Source organism: Thermoplasma sp., assembly GCF_008709555.1.
Classification (GTDB): Archaea; Thermoplasmatota; Thermoplasmata; order Thermoplasmatales; family Thermoplasmataceae; genus Thermoplasma.
The window spans coordinates 1-15015 of the sequence record NZ_VYIJ01000022.1 but is presented as its reverse complement, the minus strand read 5'-3'; the positions used below and the strand labels follow the sequence as shown (position 1 = coordinate 15015).

Here is a 15015-nt window from a genome sequence, read left to right as displayed (position 1 = left end):
TCTTTGAAAGATAGCAAAGTCGATATATTATTTCCATTTAACCAACAATTTTATAAGATAGCAAAAATATTATTAAAAAAAATCTTTCAAGAACACATAAATAAATCACATCACATTATTGAAAATAAATAATCAGTTTGGAAGATTAGGAATTATAGCTTAAACAGAATATATTATATAATAATTATTAATAAAAAACAAGATTCATTGATCAACCGATCTCACCGCCGGAATAATGAAGTTCATACAGTGTACCTTGATCTGAGTCTATGTGCTCATAGCCGATGAAATGATAGATATCGCCAGAAAAATCATTGTAATAAGCGTATTCGTCTTCCTCGTAGGACTTTGGTCCCCTGAAAGGCGCCTCCTCATCGATCATCGAGAGACATTTCTTCAGAAATGCATAAATCGCCTCTACGCTCGACTCCTCATCCAGCACAGCACCGGAATAGACCATTCCCCATATTGGTTTTCCCTTATGAAATACCGTCTCGATTCCGTTGAAGGATAATTCACCGAAGTAGATGTCCGTATATTCGTATTCTTCGTACCTAAAACGGTGCTCTCTGGATCCTGGAATCCTCGGTACACTCTTGCCCCCATTAGTTGCGTAGGTATTCTTCTTTGCCTTTACAATGAATGCGGTGATAGATTCTTCATCCATGCGATGCAATATCAACAGCTCAGTTAATGGTTTCTTTTTCATCAATTATATCAATAGATGGATCGGTGAATCACTAAAAGTTAAACGCAATCATGGCATGACACTTCAGCTATGGAAGATCTCGGCGATCTTTGTAAAAAGATCCTTATGCACATCTACAATTATGGCCCGGACAGCCCAAAGTATATGGCGCACAGGCTGCTTGGGGCAAGCGGATGGGCCCCAACCTATGACCAGAACAAGCTGAAGGAGGCCTGCAAGAAGATGGAGAGCATGAAACTTCTGACCGTGTTCAACGGTCCGCTTAAGCGATCACCGACCTCCTCGGTCAAGCCATGGATCAAGATCAAGGCAAGGGAGGTCAACTACAAGCCTGCTGGCATATACTACGATCTAACGAAGGAGGGTAAGAGGATAGCATCGCAGATATACAAGGAAAACCGGGATGATCGTTAGTCCACTGATCCTTAAATAAATGCTTTTATAACATCAGCCATTATCGGAACATGGTAGGTGAGCTTGATCTGTTAAGCAGGTTCTCATTTGAAGAGACAGTTTCGAACCTCAAAAGTTCTCTGAAGAAGAGGCAGTTAACCGAATTTGCGGTATTTGATCACCGGAAAAATGCTGAAATGGCAGGTCTTGAGATGAACGACTGCACTGTATTCGTGTTCGGCAACCCTGCCATAGGAACATACATGATGCAGGAAGATCCGACAATCGGCTTGGATTTGCCATCCAGGATACTCGTTTACGTGAAGGATGGTTCGACGCATGTGCGATTCAGGCATATCGATGCGGATCTCAAGACAGAGAGATCAAAGGATGCACTTAACAGGCTAAACTCTGTGGTCGAAGCTATCGCAAGGGAATGCGCCGGAATACAGCCATGACGTCAGCACTTCAATGCATCTATCCTCTCTTTCTCAGAGCACATACTGATTTCTCCTGAATACCTCAGATAATTGCCGTCGAATTTAAAGGTCAGGAAATGCGATCTCAATTTCTTGGGGACTATCTCCAGGAATTTCCTCGAGAAGTCAGGATCGGTCATGAAGTTTGGATAGAAACAACTGACATCATCCCTCATTATGAGCATCAGTATGTACGATGAGTATCCGGATTCCGCCAGATCCTCAAGCGTCTCAAGATGTTCCAGGCCGCGTTTAGTCGGTGCGTCCGGAAACATGGCCATGCCGTTCACTGCAAGCGTGCATCCCTTGACCTCTATGTAATCATCGTCGTGCCTGAAATCCAAACGCTTTCTTCCCACCCTGACCTCTGCTTCTGTGTTTTCAGGGAGAAACATCCTCGCTATCTCGGAATGGATGCCTGAGTCTATGAGCACATATCTTCCGCTTACATTTCCGAACTCTATCCTCCATCTCAATCCGGATCCGTTAACGCGCCTGACCAGAATGCTGTTTCCCGGGTAAACTACCTCCTTTAGCCTTCCTGGATCGTGGAGATGCGCCATGACTCGATCGCCCTTGATGTCTATCAATACAGCAAACCTATTCACTCTCTCCACCACTCTAGCCTGAACCAGGTCATCAAAACGCATCACGGTAAAGCCCAGTGGTCTATTCACCAGGATATCGCCGGACAGATCATCACCCTCATTGACGATCAACCGTATAAGATCAAAAATATTAAGCAAGACGGGGTTGGCATGCAGATGGATCGAAGGAACGTTCGCGATGCTATTCTCATCATAACGGTCATGTTAGTCATATCAATAGCACTGTTCATAATAAAGCCTGCATTGGATTATCTTGTTAAAACATATCTCGTTCCACTCTCGCCATACATAGAATACGTGAATGGTGCCATAGCCGCAATATTTGTAGGTGGCGGAGGCATACTCATACTGCATATAATAAGAAAGAACATCAGCAGGTACTTTTCAAAGAAAGTTAACAGATCCGCACAGAACCTCATAGATCTCCTGGTCTCGTTCTTTATGTACGCAGTGATATTAGCCATAATACTCTCATCGCTGGGCATAGACCTGACGAGCGCGCTCGTGGGTGGTTCAGTGGGCGCGCTGATAATAGGTATTGCGCTCCAGGGTATATTCTCCAGCATCTTTTCAGGCTTCGCTGTCACCTCTGGAGGCGCGCTCAAACCCGGGGACGTGGTCAACATGCAGTCATGGCTCTTCTCTGCTCCGATAACAGGTGAGGTCATGAAGATATCATACCTCTTTTCCGATATAAGGACTCAGAATGACAACATCATCAAGATACCAAATTCTGCATTCTTCGGGAACACCATATTCGAGAATCTCGGAAAGTACGATGGATTCTCCTACAGGATTCAGGTCACGCTTCCATCGGATGTATCCATATCAAAAATAGAAAAGAACGTTGCCGGTCTGCCAGACAATACGAAATGGTATTTCTCGGCTTCAGGCGGTTCTACGAACACCTTCACGGTGATCGTTCCAATGAAGGAGATAACGGGTCTAAACGATGTAGCCGATAGGATAAACAGGGCATTCAACGAAGCATACTGGAAGGCAAAATCAGGATGAACGGTCCGTTTCATTTCCCTCTTTTATGACAAGGCTGTGTAAGAATTCCGGGGCCTTCGTTGGTCTCCCATTCTCAACGAAGACATTCACGGTCTTCCCTTTGCAGAATAGTCTTCCTCTCTCGTCCTCAATGGTGTAGCTGAAATCGAAACTCGTATTTCCTACCCTTGATATCCAGGTTCTCACGAATATATCGTCATCAAACATAACAGACCTCTCGAAATCAAGTTCGGCCCTTGCGATGACTATATTGACGTCCATTGCACCCCTGATGTTGAAATACCTCTTCATGTAGCTGAGTCGACCTATTTCGAAATAGGTTAGAAACCTCGCGTTGTTCACGTGACCCAGGGGATCAACATCATCGTATCTTATCTGGATCTTAGTTATATCGACCCTATCCAGATCCATGCACGAGAATGATGTAATATGATAAAATGTTTATTTTGGGTTTTTCTCCTTTGCCTTCGTTGTCTTTTTCTCCACAACTGCAGCGTTCTCTGATCTTGATGATACCGATTCAACAAGTGTCTTTATCTCTTCCTCCATCTTCTCAATCTGGTTCGATACCGCCTGGACGACGTCATCGGGCATGGAGTTCATCTTCTTCTCTATGTCCGCGTAGTACTCCTTCAGCAATGGCGCGTCAGACATAGCATCCAGTTTCTTCTGCAGATCGTCTAATTTGTTGGATATTTCTGCCAATTTATCCATAACGTCCTTTTTGAATGACACACTATAAGAAACGATATACATATTTAAATTTTGGTATTGTTCAGCATCAAAATATGATGATGTATGACAAAATAAAAAAGAAATAATATTAGCATGCATTATAATATCCGTCTGAAAAGATGTGACAGCGTAGGATCAAAATCAATAAGTATTCAAGAGCCCATACGTATTCGAATGATATCATCTGAAGTTTCTGAGGACAGAGTCAAGGATCTCTGGAGGGATTTCTTCAGACTCTACGGATACTCCGATGAGATAAACAGGATTCACCAGGAGTATCCTGAAGTCCGGACGCTTTACGTCTCCTTCAAGGACCTTGAGGACTTCAACTGGCAGTTCGCCGGTTCGATACTCATTTCGCCCGAGATATATTTGAAGGCAGGAGAGGAGGTCATCCTCCATGATTATCTACTCGATCGTGTAACGCAGAGATTCAACATTTTCAACCTCAGGATCAAGGATCTAGAGGAAAAGAACGTCGCCTATAGGATTCGCGATATCAGGAGCTCAAACATCGGAACGCTGATCAGCGTTTCCGGCATAGTGAGGAAAAACACAGAGGTGTTCCCTAAGCTCAAGAATGCAGCGTTTGAATGCAGCAGCTGCCATAACCTCACGTACGTTGAACAGACCGAGAACAGATTGAGCGAACCACAGGTATGCGAACATTGCGGTCTATCGAAGGGCAAGGACAAGATATTCTTTAAACTGAGACCAAATCTGTCAGAGTTCATAGATGTACAGAAGGTAGAGATCCAGGAGGATCCTGAAACACTTGAGGGTGGATCACAGCCGCAGCGCATAACCATCATAACAGAGGATGATCTCGCAGGGCTGCTTTATCCGGGCAACAGGGTAGTCGTCGATGGCATCCTCAAGACTGAGCAGCGCAGGCAGGGGAATATTCCGCTCACAGAGTTCTTCACCTATCTGTATGCAATCAACGTTAGAAAGGACATAAAGGAACTCGAAAGCGTGAAGATCACAGACGAAGATAGGAAGAAGATCATAGAGATATCGAAGAAGCCCGATATAATAGACGTGATATCAAGATCCATAGCACCGACCATACATGGCCTCGACATGGTGAAAAAGGCCCTCGCCCTCCAGATGTTCGGCGGGGTCCGCAAGGTCATGAAGGACGGTACCACGATGAGAGGCGACATACATATACTAATGGTCGGCGATCCGGGCACCGCGAAATCACAGCTCCTGAAGTATATGGCAGAGGTATCACCCAGGGGACTTTTCACCTTCGGCAGAGGATCCAGTGCCGCCGGCCTAACCGCGGCTGCTGTGAGAGACGAGTTCGGCGAGGGTAGGTGGACGTTAGAAGCTGGTGCGCTTGTCCTGGCAGACAACGGTTTCGTCGCAATTGATGAGCTGGACAAGATGGATGACCATGACACCGCGGCCATGCACGAGGCCATGGAGCAGCAGACCGTTACAATATCGAAAGCCGGTATAATGGCCACTTTAAAGGCGCGCGCATCCGTTCTCGCCGCAGCAAACCCGAAGTTCGGCAGGTATGATCTGAACAGAAACCTGGCGGAGCAGATCAACTTTCCGCTGCCGCTCCTCTCGAGATTCGATGTCATATTCAAGATGGTGGATCAGCCAAACAAGGACAACGACAGCAGGCTAGCAGAACACGTGCTGAAAGCGCACAGGATTGGGGAGATTTACCGCAGCATAGAACACAGCAACGCTGACATAGACGTGGATGAACAGGGCTTCGAACCTGAGATAGATAAGGACATGCTCAGGAAGTATGTGGCATACGCAAGGAACAACATATTCCCGAGACTCAGCGATGAGGCAATAGCAATACTCCAGGAACAGTATGTAAAGACGAGGAGCACATCGCACGATGCGATCCCGATAACGGTCAGGCAGCTTGAATCGACGATAAGGCTAGCCGAGGCTGCAGCCCGTGCAAGACTTTCCACGATCGTTACGGTTGAGGACGCCATGCTCGCCAAGAAGATCGTGGATTATTACCTGATGGATGTATCCATGGACAATGGAAAGATGGATATCGACATCATATATACGGGAGCAAGCTCTAAGCAGAGGAATGATATGGAGACCGTTCTGGACATAATAAAACAGATAAAGACTGAGAAGGGCATGGCGGAGATATCTGATGTCATAAACATGGCGATGAGCAAGGGTATGACACAGAAGAAGGCTGAAGAAGCTCTCCTCAAGCTGAAGAACGCCGGCCAGATATTCGAGAAATCCTACGGAAAGATCGATGTGATAAATTGAGGATAGTGATGAAGATCAGCGAGATACGCGGCGAGATACTGCTTGCTGCAGCGGATGCTGAGATACTGGGAAGGAAGTTCAGGGAGAAGAACCTCCACATAGAGGTTTATCCATCGTTTTACGGCGAGGTGAGAGTCACCGATGAGATGTTCATATCATCAATGAACATGTGCACCATAGCAAACCTCGTTGGTGAGTACACCATTGGCCTTGCGATCGAAGCCGGATTCATAGAGAAGGAGAACATACTCTACATCCAGAAGGTACCTTACGCACAGTATGCGAAGATATTCCAGTGATATTGATGATGGCAAAGCACCAGGCTGTTAAGAAGATATTCGATCAGATAGCAACGAAATACGATCTTATCGATACAATAATAAGCCTGGGTCTTGATCAGCACTGGAGGAAGGTTCTTGTTGACAATCTCAAACTTAGCGCTGGTATGCGCTGCCTTGACTGCGGTGCTGGAAGCGGCAAGGTGACCGAGCTGATATACTTCGGGTGCCAGGGCTGCGACGTGACCGCGCTGGACATAACGGACAGCATGTTCAATGCCGAGCTCAAGAAATACGTCAAATTCGTTGTATCGCCTGCTGAGACCCTCCCGTTTCCAGATGCATCATTCGATCGCGTCTCCTCCGCCTTCCTCACCAGGAACCTTGCCGATATAGACCGATACTTCTCAGAGGTCTACAGGGTTCTCAAGCCTGGAGGCGTATTCGTGAACATGGACATATACAATCCAACGAAGCCAGTGATATCAGAGTTGTTTTCGATCTATTTCTATAAATTTGTGCCATTCTTCGGGAACAGGGCCACGGGATCCAAGAACTACACGTATCTGGCAAACACCGTGAAATATTTCTATAAGCCAACCGTCATAAGCAAGAAGCTGCGCGAAAGGGGATTTTCGGTTGACGCGGTTGATCTCTTCTTTGGGGTCGTCTACCTGCACAGATCAGTTAAAACATAGGGACGGCTGCGAATATTTTGATGTAATTACATAAATTAAATGCATAAATGCTTATATATTATGCATATATCACATTATTGATGATTAAAAATATCAATTTCGCACCATCACATGCTGCTCTTCATAGAAGATTCAATCCAGTTCATTATTCTTCCACCGAAGTATCCATAGAGGATATACGCAGGTCGTTTCCAGATGATGTGCTTAAACATGAGCTCATATTCTCAGAGTCGCTGGAAATGACCGATGACCTTAAGCATCTCATATCGGGATTCAGGGTCGGCTTTGTGGAGGATCGCATGGGCCTTCGTGTTAAATTCAATCTGCCGCCTTCCTTTGTGACGGCAGTGTTCCAGATGTATTATTCCGATTCGGATGTGATCACCAGGCACGGGCATTCATGGGATGAGGCCATTGATATGGCGGCCAATTTAACCGGCCGGAGTGTCATATTTGCCAATGCAGAAACGAAGAACATGGATCTGATCAGATCCGCAATTGAGCAACGCAGGAGGATCATAGATCCAGCTGTGCCAAACGCCAATGCGCTCTACTTCAGAACCATCAGCAGGATGATCGAGCGCCAGGAAGAAGGTTTCAAGTACATCCTCTTCAGCCCTGACATCCCTGACTACATAATACCAGTGATGCAGGCTGTGTACGGCATCGATCGGTGCATAATAGCAGCCCATTCTGAACCTGAACAAGGAAGGATACCTGTTATGGCCGGAGCTATGCATGTGGATGGCTTCGTTGTGGATAGCCATGGGATAAGCGATCCAGCGATGGTGCACGGTATACGTACCGGCGATGTTGAGTTTATGGACCTTGATGTTAACGGCATAATCCTCACGCGTGATCATCCATGAAACCATTCGTATATTTCACACTCGGGTACAGGTATGATACCATGGCTGAATTCATCAAAAACTCTGATGGCGTTTACGCCTTTGAGTTTGGATTCCCCACATCCAGGCCGATCTACGACGGTGTCAGGATAAGGAGGACACATGATCCTGCTGTGAACAAATACGACGAATCTGCCAACGCAGGCATATTCAGGATCGCGGAGGATATGGGATCCAGAAAATACGCCCTGATGTATTACGATGTCCTCGCCACCCACCGTAATATCCTTGATTATCTGAACAGGAACGGCTTCAATGGAGCGATAATACCGGATCTAATGATCGATCATGGGGAGGCTTTCCAGAAAACCATCGATGATCTGAAAGATCATTCCCTGGATTACGTTCCATTCGTCACACCCATAACACCGGGAAAAGTCATGGAGAAGCAGATCGCCGCCGGCGGTGATTGGATCTACCAAGGCATGATGCCAGCAACGGGTGTGCAGCTCCCATACAGCATGGATACCATATACAGCCACATAAAGCCCTATTCTGATGGAAAACGGATAGTTTATGGCTTCGGCATCAGGGATTCCAACACCATGAGGATGCTGGCCAGATACGGTGCCTTCGGTATAGCCGTTGGGACAGCAGTTGTGGAGATGCTCGACCGATGCGATATTTCCTCATATCGGTCGCTCATAGAAACCATAATGGAGGCTTGATTGAGATGTACGAGGGTTTTCTGACGGGTGAACCCATGGACAGGATCAGGGCCATGAACCTCATGAGGTACATGGCATCGGATGAATGCACAGACGCCTTCCGCGCTGCCGTGCTCTCCGTACTAAGAGTGCGTGGCGTCACTGAGGAGGAGATGATCGGTTTCTACGATGCCATGCGTGTCGTGGACCGTGCCACGGATTCTTCGGATATCGTCGGAACTGGCGGGGACATGGCGCACACCATAAATGTGAGCACAGCATCGGCCATCGTTGCCGGATCCCTTGGGATCAAAATCTCAAAGTTCGGAAACAGATCAGCATCTGGCAGCCATGGCTCAGCCGACTTCATGACTGAAGCAGGATACGTTTTCCCAAGAACCATCGATGAAGCAGCGGCCAGACTCTCCAGAAGTAACTTTGTCTTCCTGTACGCACCAGATTTTTTGAAAGAATTCGCACTCTTCGCCAACGTCCGCAGAAGGCTTGGATTTCCAACCGTTCTGAATTTCCTCGGACCGATATTAAACCCGCTTTCGCCGATGAGGAGGGTCATCGGCACTTCGGACGAATCATTTATGGATCTCTACGCGGGCATCGCCAAACGTTCTGGCATAACAGCTATGATAATACACTCAGCAGATGGTATGGACGAGATCAGCCCGTTCTCAAGGACTAGGATCGTATCGGTGGACGGATCCGTGAATGAGATCTTCGTCGAAGCCCGTTCGATCGTTGGAAAGATCGCGAGTAGCAGCGTTGTATCCTCCGATCCCAAGAGGATATTCGAGCTAACGTTATCCGCAATAAGGGGAGAGAACATTGACGGATCAAAATTCGTGGCCATCAACACCGCCCCGCTTCTTGTGATGAACGGACTCGCCTCGAATCTCGAGGAGGGCTATGCCATCGCGTTTGATCAGGTGATGAACGGTAAGGCCGCAGAGTTTCTGGAGATGATCGTTCATGATCGTTAAGGTCTGCGGTGTAACGAATTTCGATGACGCAGTCATGGTACGCGATGCTGGAGCTGATATCGTGGGCTTTGTATTCGATCGGCGGAGTCCACGATACGCCAGCTACAGCGCACTCGTAGAGACGGCAGAATCCGGAATAGAGGTCGCGGCAGTATACACGGATGCGGATTCAGTGTTCCGGTCAGATATGCTCGAAGATTTCATCCAGCTGCACTTTCCGCACGATCAGGATCTGATAGATTACGTTCACGGGCAGGGCAGGAAGGTGATATCCGTGATAAGGTACGGTATTGATGATCTGGAGGAAAAATACAGGGAATACCATTCAGCAGACATAATACTGGTCGAAAGGAAGCCACGGATATCCGACATCATATCAGATCACGCATTCGATGGCAAGCGGCTGGGCTTCGCCGGAGGGATAGGGATAGATGACGTGGATCTGGTCATAAGGCGGGATCCTGTGATGATAGATGTGAGCAGCTCTCTTGAAGCTGACAGGGGAAAAAAGGATGCTGATAAGGTCAGAAGATTCTTTTCGGCAATCGGTGATCTTCATGAATCTGATAGATGAGCTCTCCGAATATAAGGACCGGGATTCAATAGCCTATTTCGCCTCATTTCCAGACCGCGTATCCGGATACGAATATGCGTTCATCGGCAGCGGAATGATAACAGATCCGGAAAGGATATTTGACGGCAGGGTTCGTCCGTTGGTTGTCACTTACGACTTTGTCAACAGCGTATTCGGTGAAAAGATCCGCAGATCAGGATGGCCAGAGATGCTTTCTTTCGATCCGGATACCGTGATTAAGAGAAAGATTGCAAGAGATGGCAGCTTCATAAAAAAGGACGTCGGAGACTTCTCCGATCCGGATCTGGCTGAAAGGATAGCCGAGGTGAGGCAGTTGATCCGATCAGGAGAATTGCTGCAGGCCGTCATATCAAGAGAATTCGAGGCATGTATCGATCCATGGGATAAGCTACGGGAGTTCGTGACGCACGATAGATCCAGATATGTGTTCTATTACAGGATTGGCAGGTATCAGATCGTAGGGAGCTCGCCGGAGAACCTCGTCACGGTGGTGGGAAATGAGGTCTATACAGACCCCATAGCCGGTACTGTTCCGTCCACCGTGAGTTCCTCAGTTCTCACAGGAAGCTCAAAGGACGCCAGCGAACACCGTATGCTCCTCGATCTTGCGAGGAACGATCTCAGCAAATTCGCAGAGATTGGGTCGCTTGGCGTCTCCAAGGTCATGCAGATCGAGGAATTCTCATCCGTGAAACATCTAGTGAGCCAGGTGAGGGCCACCTTCTCCAACACGGCCTATATAGATATACTCAAAGCCATGTTTCCAGCTGGGACGGTTTCAGGTTCGCCGAAGGAACGCGCAATAGAGATCATAGAAAGATATGAGGAGAGACCCAGAGGCCCATACGGAGGCGCCATAGGGATAACTATGGACGGGATGATGGATCTTGCTCTGACAATACGAAGCGCCTATTCTGATGGAGATGGCTTCAGGGTCAGGGCAGGAGCTGGCATAGTGAAGGACTCTGATCCGGAAGCCGAGGTACACGAGATATATTCCAAGGCGAGGTCGGTTATTTGAGCATACTCATAATCAACAATCACGATTCATTCGTTTACAACCTCTTCTACTACGTTCGGAGTATGGGAGAAAGCGTGAGTGTTGTGGACAACGACGGCTGGGCTGATGTGTCAAAATACGAGAAGATAATAGTATCACCCGGGCCAGGCACGCCGTTATCGGAAAGGGATTCGGGCAACATAAGGAAGATGCTAGATGGTTATGACGGTCTAATTCTTGGCGTCTGCTTCGGCCATCAGATTCTGGCGCACATGCTTGGTTCGCGCATCTTTACCCTGAGCAGGCCCTATCATGGTGAGGTTGACAAGATCAGGCATGATCAGAGTCCTATCTATGAGGGTGTTCCGGAGACGTTCCAGGCCATCAGGTATCATTCCCTGGCTGTGATTCCATCCAGCAGGATAGTGGTCGACGCCGTTTCGATGAGCGATGGGACGGTGATGGGCTTTCACACGCCGGATATGCATGTATTTGGTGTGCAGTTCCATCCTGAGAGCTACTTCACAGAGTACGGCTTCATGATCATACATAATTTCGTGAGACTATGAACATAGATGAAGTGCTGGCAAGAAACAGAAAAAGACACTGCGACTATAGAAGATCGAGAGGGACGATCAGCCTCAGGAAGGCAATAGAAAAACGAAATGAGGAGGGCAGGAAAGGCCTCATAGCAGAATACAAGCGCAGGTCCCCGTCCGGATTCAGCACGGATGAAGACATACACTCTTACCTCTCCTACGTCAGGATGCACCGCATCACCGGGCTGAGCATACTGAGCGAACCGGTACACTTCTCCGGATCTTTCGATGATGTTACGGTCGCACACAGGCTCGGTTTTCCGGTACTGGTCAAGGACTTCACACCGGATGCTGAATTCGTTGAGTCCGCATACAACGCTGGTGGCGATGTGGTTCTCGCCATACTGGATTTCCTGCCATCGGATGAAATACGCAGGATAGTCAGAAGATCAGCGGATCTGGGCATGGATGTGATCGAAGAATACCACAACAGGGATGCGATCTCCAGATTCGTAGATGGAGATAATGTCATCCTGGGCTTCAACAGACGCGATCTGGTCAGCCTTAAAACCGAAGAAACGCATGATCCACCATTTTACGATGTTGCGATACTGGAGAGCGGGATAAACATCGATAACGTGATGGATCTGGATATGCGCTACAGTGGATACCTAGTAGGCACATCGATACTGAAAAGGGATGGCACTCTGGAATACCTGGAGAAGGCCCAGATAATATAGATGCTGGTGATTCGCGAAAACCGCAGAATATCAATAGCTCTGGATCTTCCATGCATCGCCATGAACAAACGACTCTCTTTTGGATAACAGATTCAATCAGGATCGGTGAACCACGCCTCCCTGAAGCTTCGGATTTTCCTGCTTCAGCGATCAAACTTGATGTCCGTACAAAAAGATCGCAGTTTTCCGTCATTGGAAACCTTATTTCGATCCACATCTGGAAGCAGGGTTACGGATGTTGCGATCTCCGCAGGCGTTGATTCGGATTTTACCGATCCTACTTATGTATCACACCACTTGGTCTTCGTGGAGGATACAAGAAAAGGTAGATACATACTTTATGAATATTTCCGTTGAGGGGAGTCCGTGCATCTCAGACCGAGGAGAGTTTTACTGCTTTCCCCAACCCCCTAACATTCTTATAAATCTTTGGATGCGTGTAGACTTATTTCTCCGGACTGTGGCTGGCTTGCATTGTCTTGACAGGAAGATGTATGATGCTACAGCGTGGTATCGTGGATGGATCATCGCATCATCTTCATAGCTCCGTATATTTTATATCGAAGGTTTAGCGATAATATATTTATCATTCATAAATATATATAATATGATAAAAAGGTTAAACTAAGATGAATATCTTTCCTTGATCATGGACACTAAATTGTATATAGATGGCCAATGGGTTAATTCTTCTTCGGGAAAGACCGTTGACAAGTATAGCCCAGTGACCGGCCAGGTCATAGGCAAGTTTGAGGCTGCAACCAAGGACGATGTTGACAGAGCCATAGATGCCGCAGAAGAGGCGTTCTGGTCATGGAACGATCTGGGCTCGGTTGAGAGATCGAAGATACTGTACAGGGCAAGAGAACTCATAGAACAGAACAGATCCGAACTTGAAAACATAATAATGGAGGAAAACGGAAAGCCTGTTAAGGAAGCCAAGGAAGAGGTAGATGGAGTCATAGACCAGATACAGTATTACGCCGAATGGGCCAGGAAGCTCAACGGCGAGGTTGTTGAAGGTGCCTCATCGCACAGGAAGATATTCCAGTACAAGGTTCCTTATGGAATTGTCGTTGCACTCACACCGTGGAACTTCCCGGCAGGAATGGTCGCAAGAAAACTAGCGCCTGCGCTTCTCACAGGAAACACAGTAATACTGAAGCCAAGCAGCGATACCCCTGGTAGTGCCGAGTGGATCGTTCGCAAGTTTGTTGAGGCAGGCGTACCAAAGGGTGTCCTGAACTTCATAACCGGAAGAGGTTCCGATATAGGCGATTACATCGTGGAACATAAGAAGGTCAACCTCATAACGATGACAGGATCAACCTCTACTGGCCAGAGGATAATGCAGAAGGCCTCTGCCAATATGGCAAAACTGATACTTGAACTTGGTGGAAAGGCCCCGTTCATGGTGTGGAAGGACGCGGACATGGACAACGCACTCAAGACGTTGCTCTGGGCAAAGTACTGGAATGCAGGGCAGTCTTGCATTGCAGCCGAACGTCTCTACGTGCACGAAGACATCTATGACAAATTCATGAGCAGGTTCGTGGAATTGAGCAGGAAGCTGTCCCTCGGCGATCCGAAGAACGCGGATATGGGCCCGCTGATAAACAAGGGAGCTCTACAGGCGACTTCCGAGGTTGTCAAAGAGGCGCAGGAGAGCGGGGCAAAGATACTGTTTGGAGGAAGCCAGCCGAGCCTCAGCGGTCCCTACAAGAACGGTTACTTCTTCCTGCCAACGATAATCGATAATGCCGACCAGAAATCAAAGATATTCCAGGAGGAGATCTTCGCGCCGGTCATAGGTGCAAGGAAGGTATCAAGCGTCGATGAGATGTACGATCTTGCCAATGACTCAAAGTACGGGCTCGCTTCTTACCTCTTCACAAAAGACCCGAACCTGATATTCGAGGCTTCGGAGAGGATAAGGTTCGGAGAACTGTATGTGAACATGCCTGGACCTGAGGCTTCACAGGGATACCACACCGGATTCCGTATGACCGGGCAGGCAGGAGAAGGCAGCAAATACGGAATATCGGAGTACTTGAAACTGAAGAACATATACGTGGATTACTCCGGAAAACCACTTCACATAAACACCGTGAGGGACGATCTCTTTCAATGAGAATTGAGGACTTCGGGCTCATAAAGAAACGAACCTAAGGAAACTCTCAGAGAGTTACTTATTTCATATTTTTATATATAAATTTTTTCATGCCCGATATTCCTGCAGAAATTTCAGGTGTATTTTTTTGATGTATTTTTCGCAGAAACGTGTTTTTGAGATACTTTTTTTTAAAATATGAAAAAATTAATATACACTTCACTTGATTATTAAATATGATATATAATCCCAATAACTATTTAGACAACTAATGTGTTATGTTATTAACCATGAAG

General features: G+C 47.1%; 18 protein-coding genes. 14 read left to right on the top strand and 4 right to left on the bottom strand.

The features are described 5' to 3' along the window. Positions 1 to 211 precede the first annotated feature (211 nt). Entirely contained in the window at positions 212 to 667 is a 456-nt protein-coding gene (locus F6Q11_RS06840; protein ID WP_297027647.1) for a DUF5680 domain-containing protein, read from the bottom strand. Positions 668 to 778: 111 nt separating this feature from the next. Between F6Q11_RS06840 and F6Q11_RS06835 the strand changes: the two genes are divergently transcribed. Continuing rightward, positions 779 to 1123 carry a hypothetical protein gene (locus F6Q11_RS06835; protein ID WP_297027644.1) on the top strand — a complete coding sequence of 115 codons (345 nt, stop codon included), beginning with the start codon at positions 779 to 781 and terminating at the stop codon, positions 1121 to 1123. 50 nt (positions 1124 to 1173) lie between these two features. Continuing rightward, entirely contained in the window at positions 1174 to 1560 is a 387-nt protein-coding gene (locus F6Q11_RS06830; RefSeq protein WP_297027640.1) for a DUF302 domain-containing protein, read from the top strand. A gap of 2 nt (positions 1561 to 1562) precedes the next feature. On the opposite strand, the gene sfsA is transcribed toward F6Q11_RS06830, so the two are convergent. After that, entirely contained in the window at positions 1563 to 2300 is a 738-nt protein-coding gene (sfsA, locus tag F6Q11_RS06825; protein WP_297027636.1) for a DNA/RNA nuclease SfsA, read from the bottom strand. Between the two features lie 39 nt (positions 2301 to 2339). Here sfsA and F6Q11_RS06820 point away from each other — a divergent pair, with 39 nt between their 5' ends. After that, complete coding sequence (locus F6Q11_RS06820; RefSeq protein ID WP_297027634.1) at positions 2340 to 3203, top strand: mechanosensitive ion channel family protein; 864 nt, start codon at positions 2340 to 2342, stop codon at positions 3201 to 3203. Here F6Q11_RS06820 and F6Q11_RS06815 read toward each other — a convergent pair. Together F6Q11_RS06815 and F6Q11_RS06810 are read right to left on the bottom strand one after the other, a co-directional pair. Further along, entirely contained in the window at positions 3195 to 3614 is a 420-nt protein-coding gene (locus tag F6Q11_RS06815) for a thioesterase family protein (RefSeq protein WP_297027631.1), read from the bottom strand. The genes F6Q11_RS06820 and F6Q11_RS06815 overlap by 9 nt on opposite strands. 30 nt (positions 3615 to 3644) lie before the next feature. Then, positions 3645 to 3938 carry a hypothetical protein gene (locus F6Q11_RS06810; RefSeq protein ID WP_297027628.1) on the bottom strand — a complete coding sequence of 98 codons (294 nt, stop codon included), beginning with the start codon at positions 3936 to 3938 and terminating at the stop codon, positions 3645 to 3647. Between the two features lie 174 nt (positions 3939 to 4112). On the opposite strand from F6Q11_RS06810, the gene F6Q11_RS06805 reads away from it, so the two are divergent. From F6Q11_RS06805 to F6Q11_RS06755, 11 genes are all read left to right on the top strand, one after another. Continuing rightward, complete coding sequence (locus tag F6Q11_RS06805) at positions 4113 to 6209, top strand: minichromosome maintenance protein MCM (protein ID WP_297027626.1); 2097 nt, start codon at positions 4113 to 4115, stop codon at positions 6207 to 6209. Positions 6210 to 6214: 5 nt separating this feature from the next. Continuing rightward, a complete protein-coding gene (locus tag F6Q11_RS06800; protein ID WP_297027648.1) occupies positions 6215 to 6508 on the top strand; it encodes a DUF424 domain-containing protein in 294 nt (97 codons plus the stop codon). A gap of 5 nt (positions 6509 to 6513) precedes the next feature. Next, entirely contained in the window at positions 6514 to 7185 is a 672-nt protein-coding gene (locus F6Q11_RS06795; RefSeq protein ID WP_297027623.1) for a class I SAM-dependent methyltransferase, read from the top strand. 80 nt (positions 7186 to 7265) lie between these two features. Continuing rightward, a complete protein-coding gene (locus tag F6Q11_RS06790) occupies positions 7266 to 8054 on the top strand; it encodes a hypothetical protein (protein WP_297027621.1) in 789 nt (262 codons plus the stop codon). Further along, positions 8051 to 8761: a tryptophan synthase subunit alpha gene (locus tag F6Q11_RS06785; RefSeq protein WP_297027618.1), complete on the top strand. Its 711-nt coding sequence runs from the start codon at positions 8051 to 8053 to the stop codon at positions 8759 to 8761. Before F6Q11_RS06790 ends, F6Q11_RS06785 begins: the two co-directional genes overlap by 4 nt. Before the next feature lie 5 nt (positions 8762 to 8766). Further along, entirely contained in the window at positions 8767 to 9735 is a 969-nt protein-coding gene (trpD, locus tag F6Q11_RS06780) for an anthranilate phosphoribosyltransferase (protein ID WP_297027616.1), read from the top strand. Then, complete coding sequence (locus tag F6Q11_RS06775) at positions 9725 to 10309, top strand: phosphoribosylanthranilate isomerase (protein WP_297027614.1); 585 nt, start codon at positions 9725 to 9727, stop codon at positions 10307 to 10309. The genes trpD and F6Q11_RS06775 overlap by 11 nt, the downstream gene beginning before the upstream one ends. After that, positions 10293 to 11351, top strand: coding sequence for an anthranilate synthase component I (locus tag F6Q11_RS06770; protein ID WP_297027609.1), 1059 nt, complete (start codon positions 10293 to 10295; stop codon positions 11349 to 11351). Before F6Q11_RS06775 ends, F6Q11_RS06770 begins: the two co-directional genes overlap by 17 nt. Continuing rightward, positions 11348 to 11899 carry an aminodeoxychorismate/anthranilate synthase component II gene (locus F6Q11_RS06765; RefSeq protein ID WP_297027606.1) on the top strand — a complete coding sequence of 184 codons (552 nt, stop codon included), beginning with the start codon at positions 11348 to 11350 and terminating at the stop codon, positions 11897 to 11899. The genes F6Q11_RS06770 and F6Q11_RS06765 overlap by 4 nt, the downstream gene beginning before the upstream one ends. Further along, entirely contained in the window at positions 11896 to 12609 is a 714-nt protein-coding gene (gene trpC / locus F6Q11_RS06760; protein WP_297027604.1) for an indole-3-glycerol phosphate synthase TrpC, read from the top strand. The genes F6Q11_RS06765 and trpC overlap by 4 nt, the downstream gene beginning before the upstream one ends. Before the next feature lie 649 nt (positions 12610 to 13258). Further along, positions 13259 to 14740: a D-glyceraldehyde dehydrogenase gene (locus F6Q11_RS06755; RefSeq protein WP_297027601.1), complete on the top strand. Its 1482-nt coding sequence runs from the start codon at positions 13259 to 13261 to the stop codon at positions 14738 to 14740. Positions 14741 to 15015: the final 275 nt, after the last annotated feature.

Bases quoted from the DNA above. Each gene is read 5' to 3' on its own strand.
- F6Q11_RS06840 (WP_297027647.1), bottom strand. From the start codon at position 667: ATGGATGAAGAATCTATCACCGCATTCATTGTAAAGGCAAAGAAGAAT.
- F6Q11_RS06835 (WP_297027644.1), top strand. From the start codon at position 779: ATGGAAGATCTCGGCGATCTTTGTAAAAAGATCCTTATGCACATCTAC.
- F6Q11_RS06830 (WP_297027640.1), top strand. From the start codon at position 1,174: ATGGTAGGTGAGCTTGATCTGTTAAGCAGGTTCTCATTTGAAGAGACA.
- F6Q11_RS06820 (WP_297027634.1), top strand. From the start codon at position 2,340: ATGCAGATGGATCGAAGGAACGTTCGCGATGCTATTCTCATCATAACG.
- F6Q11_RS06815 (WP_297027631.1), bottom strand. From the start codon at position 3,614: ATGGATCTGGATAGGGTCGATATAACTAAGATCCAGATAAGATACGAT.
- F6Q11_RS06805 (WP_297027626.1), top strand. From the start codon at position 4,113: ATGATATCATCTGAAGTTTCTGAGGACAGAGTCAAGGATCTCTGGAGG.
- F6Q11_RS06795 (WP_297027623.1), top strand. From the start codon at position 6,514: ATGATGGCAAAGCACCAGGCTGTTAAGAAGATATTCGATCAGATAGCA.
- F6Q11_RS06790 (WP_297027621.1), top strand. From the start codon at position 7,266: ATGATTAAAAATATCAATTTCGCACCATCACATGCTGCTCTTCATAGA.
- F6Q11_RS06785 (WP_297027618.1), top strand. From the start codon at position 8,051: ATGAAACCATTCGTATATTTCACACTCGGGTACAGGTATGATACCATG.
- trpD (WP_297027616.1), top strand. From the start codon at position 8,767: ATGTACGAGGGTTTTCTGACGGGTGAACCCATGGACAGGATCAGGGCC.
- F6Q11_RS06775 (WP_297027614.1), top strand. From the start codon at position 9,725: ATGATCGTTAAGGTCTGCGGTGTAACGAATTTCGATGACGCAGTCATG.
- F6Q11_RS06770 (WP_297027609.1), top strand. From the start codon at position 10,293: ATGAATCTGATAGATGAGCTCTCCGAATATAAGGACCGGGATTCAATA.
- trpC (WP_297027604.1), top strand. From the start codon at position 11,896: ATGAACATAGATGAAGTGCTGGCAAGAAACAGAAAAAGACACTGCGAC.
- F6Q11_RS06755 (WP_297027601.1), top strand. From the start codon at position 13,259: ATGGACACTAAATTGTATATAGATGGCCAATGGGTTAATTCTTCTTCG.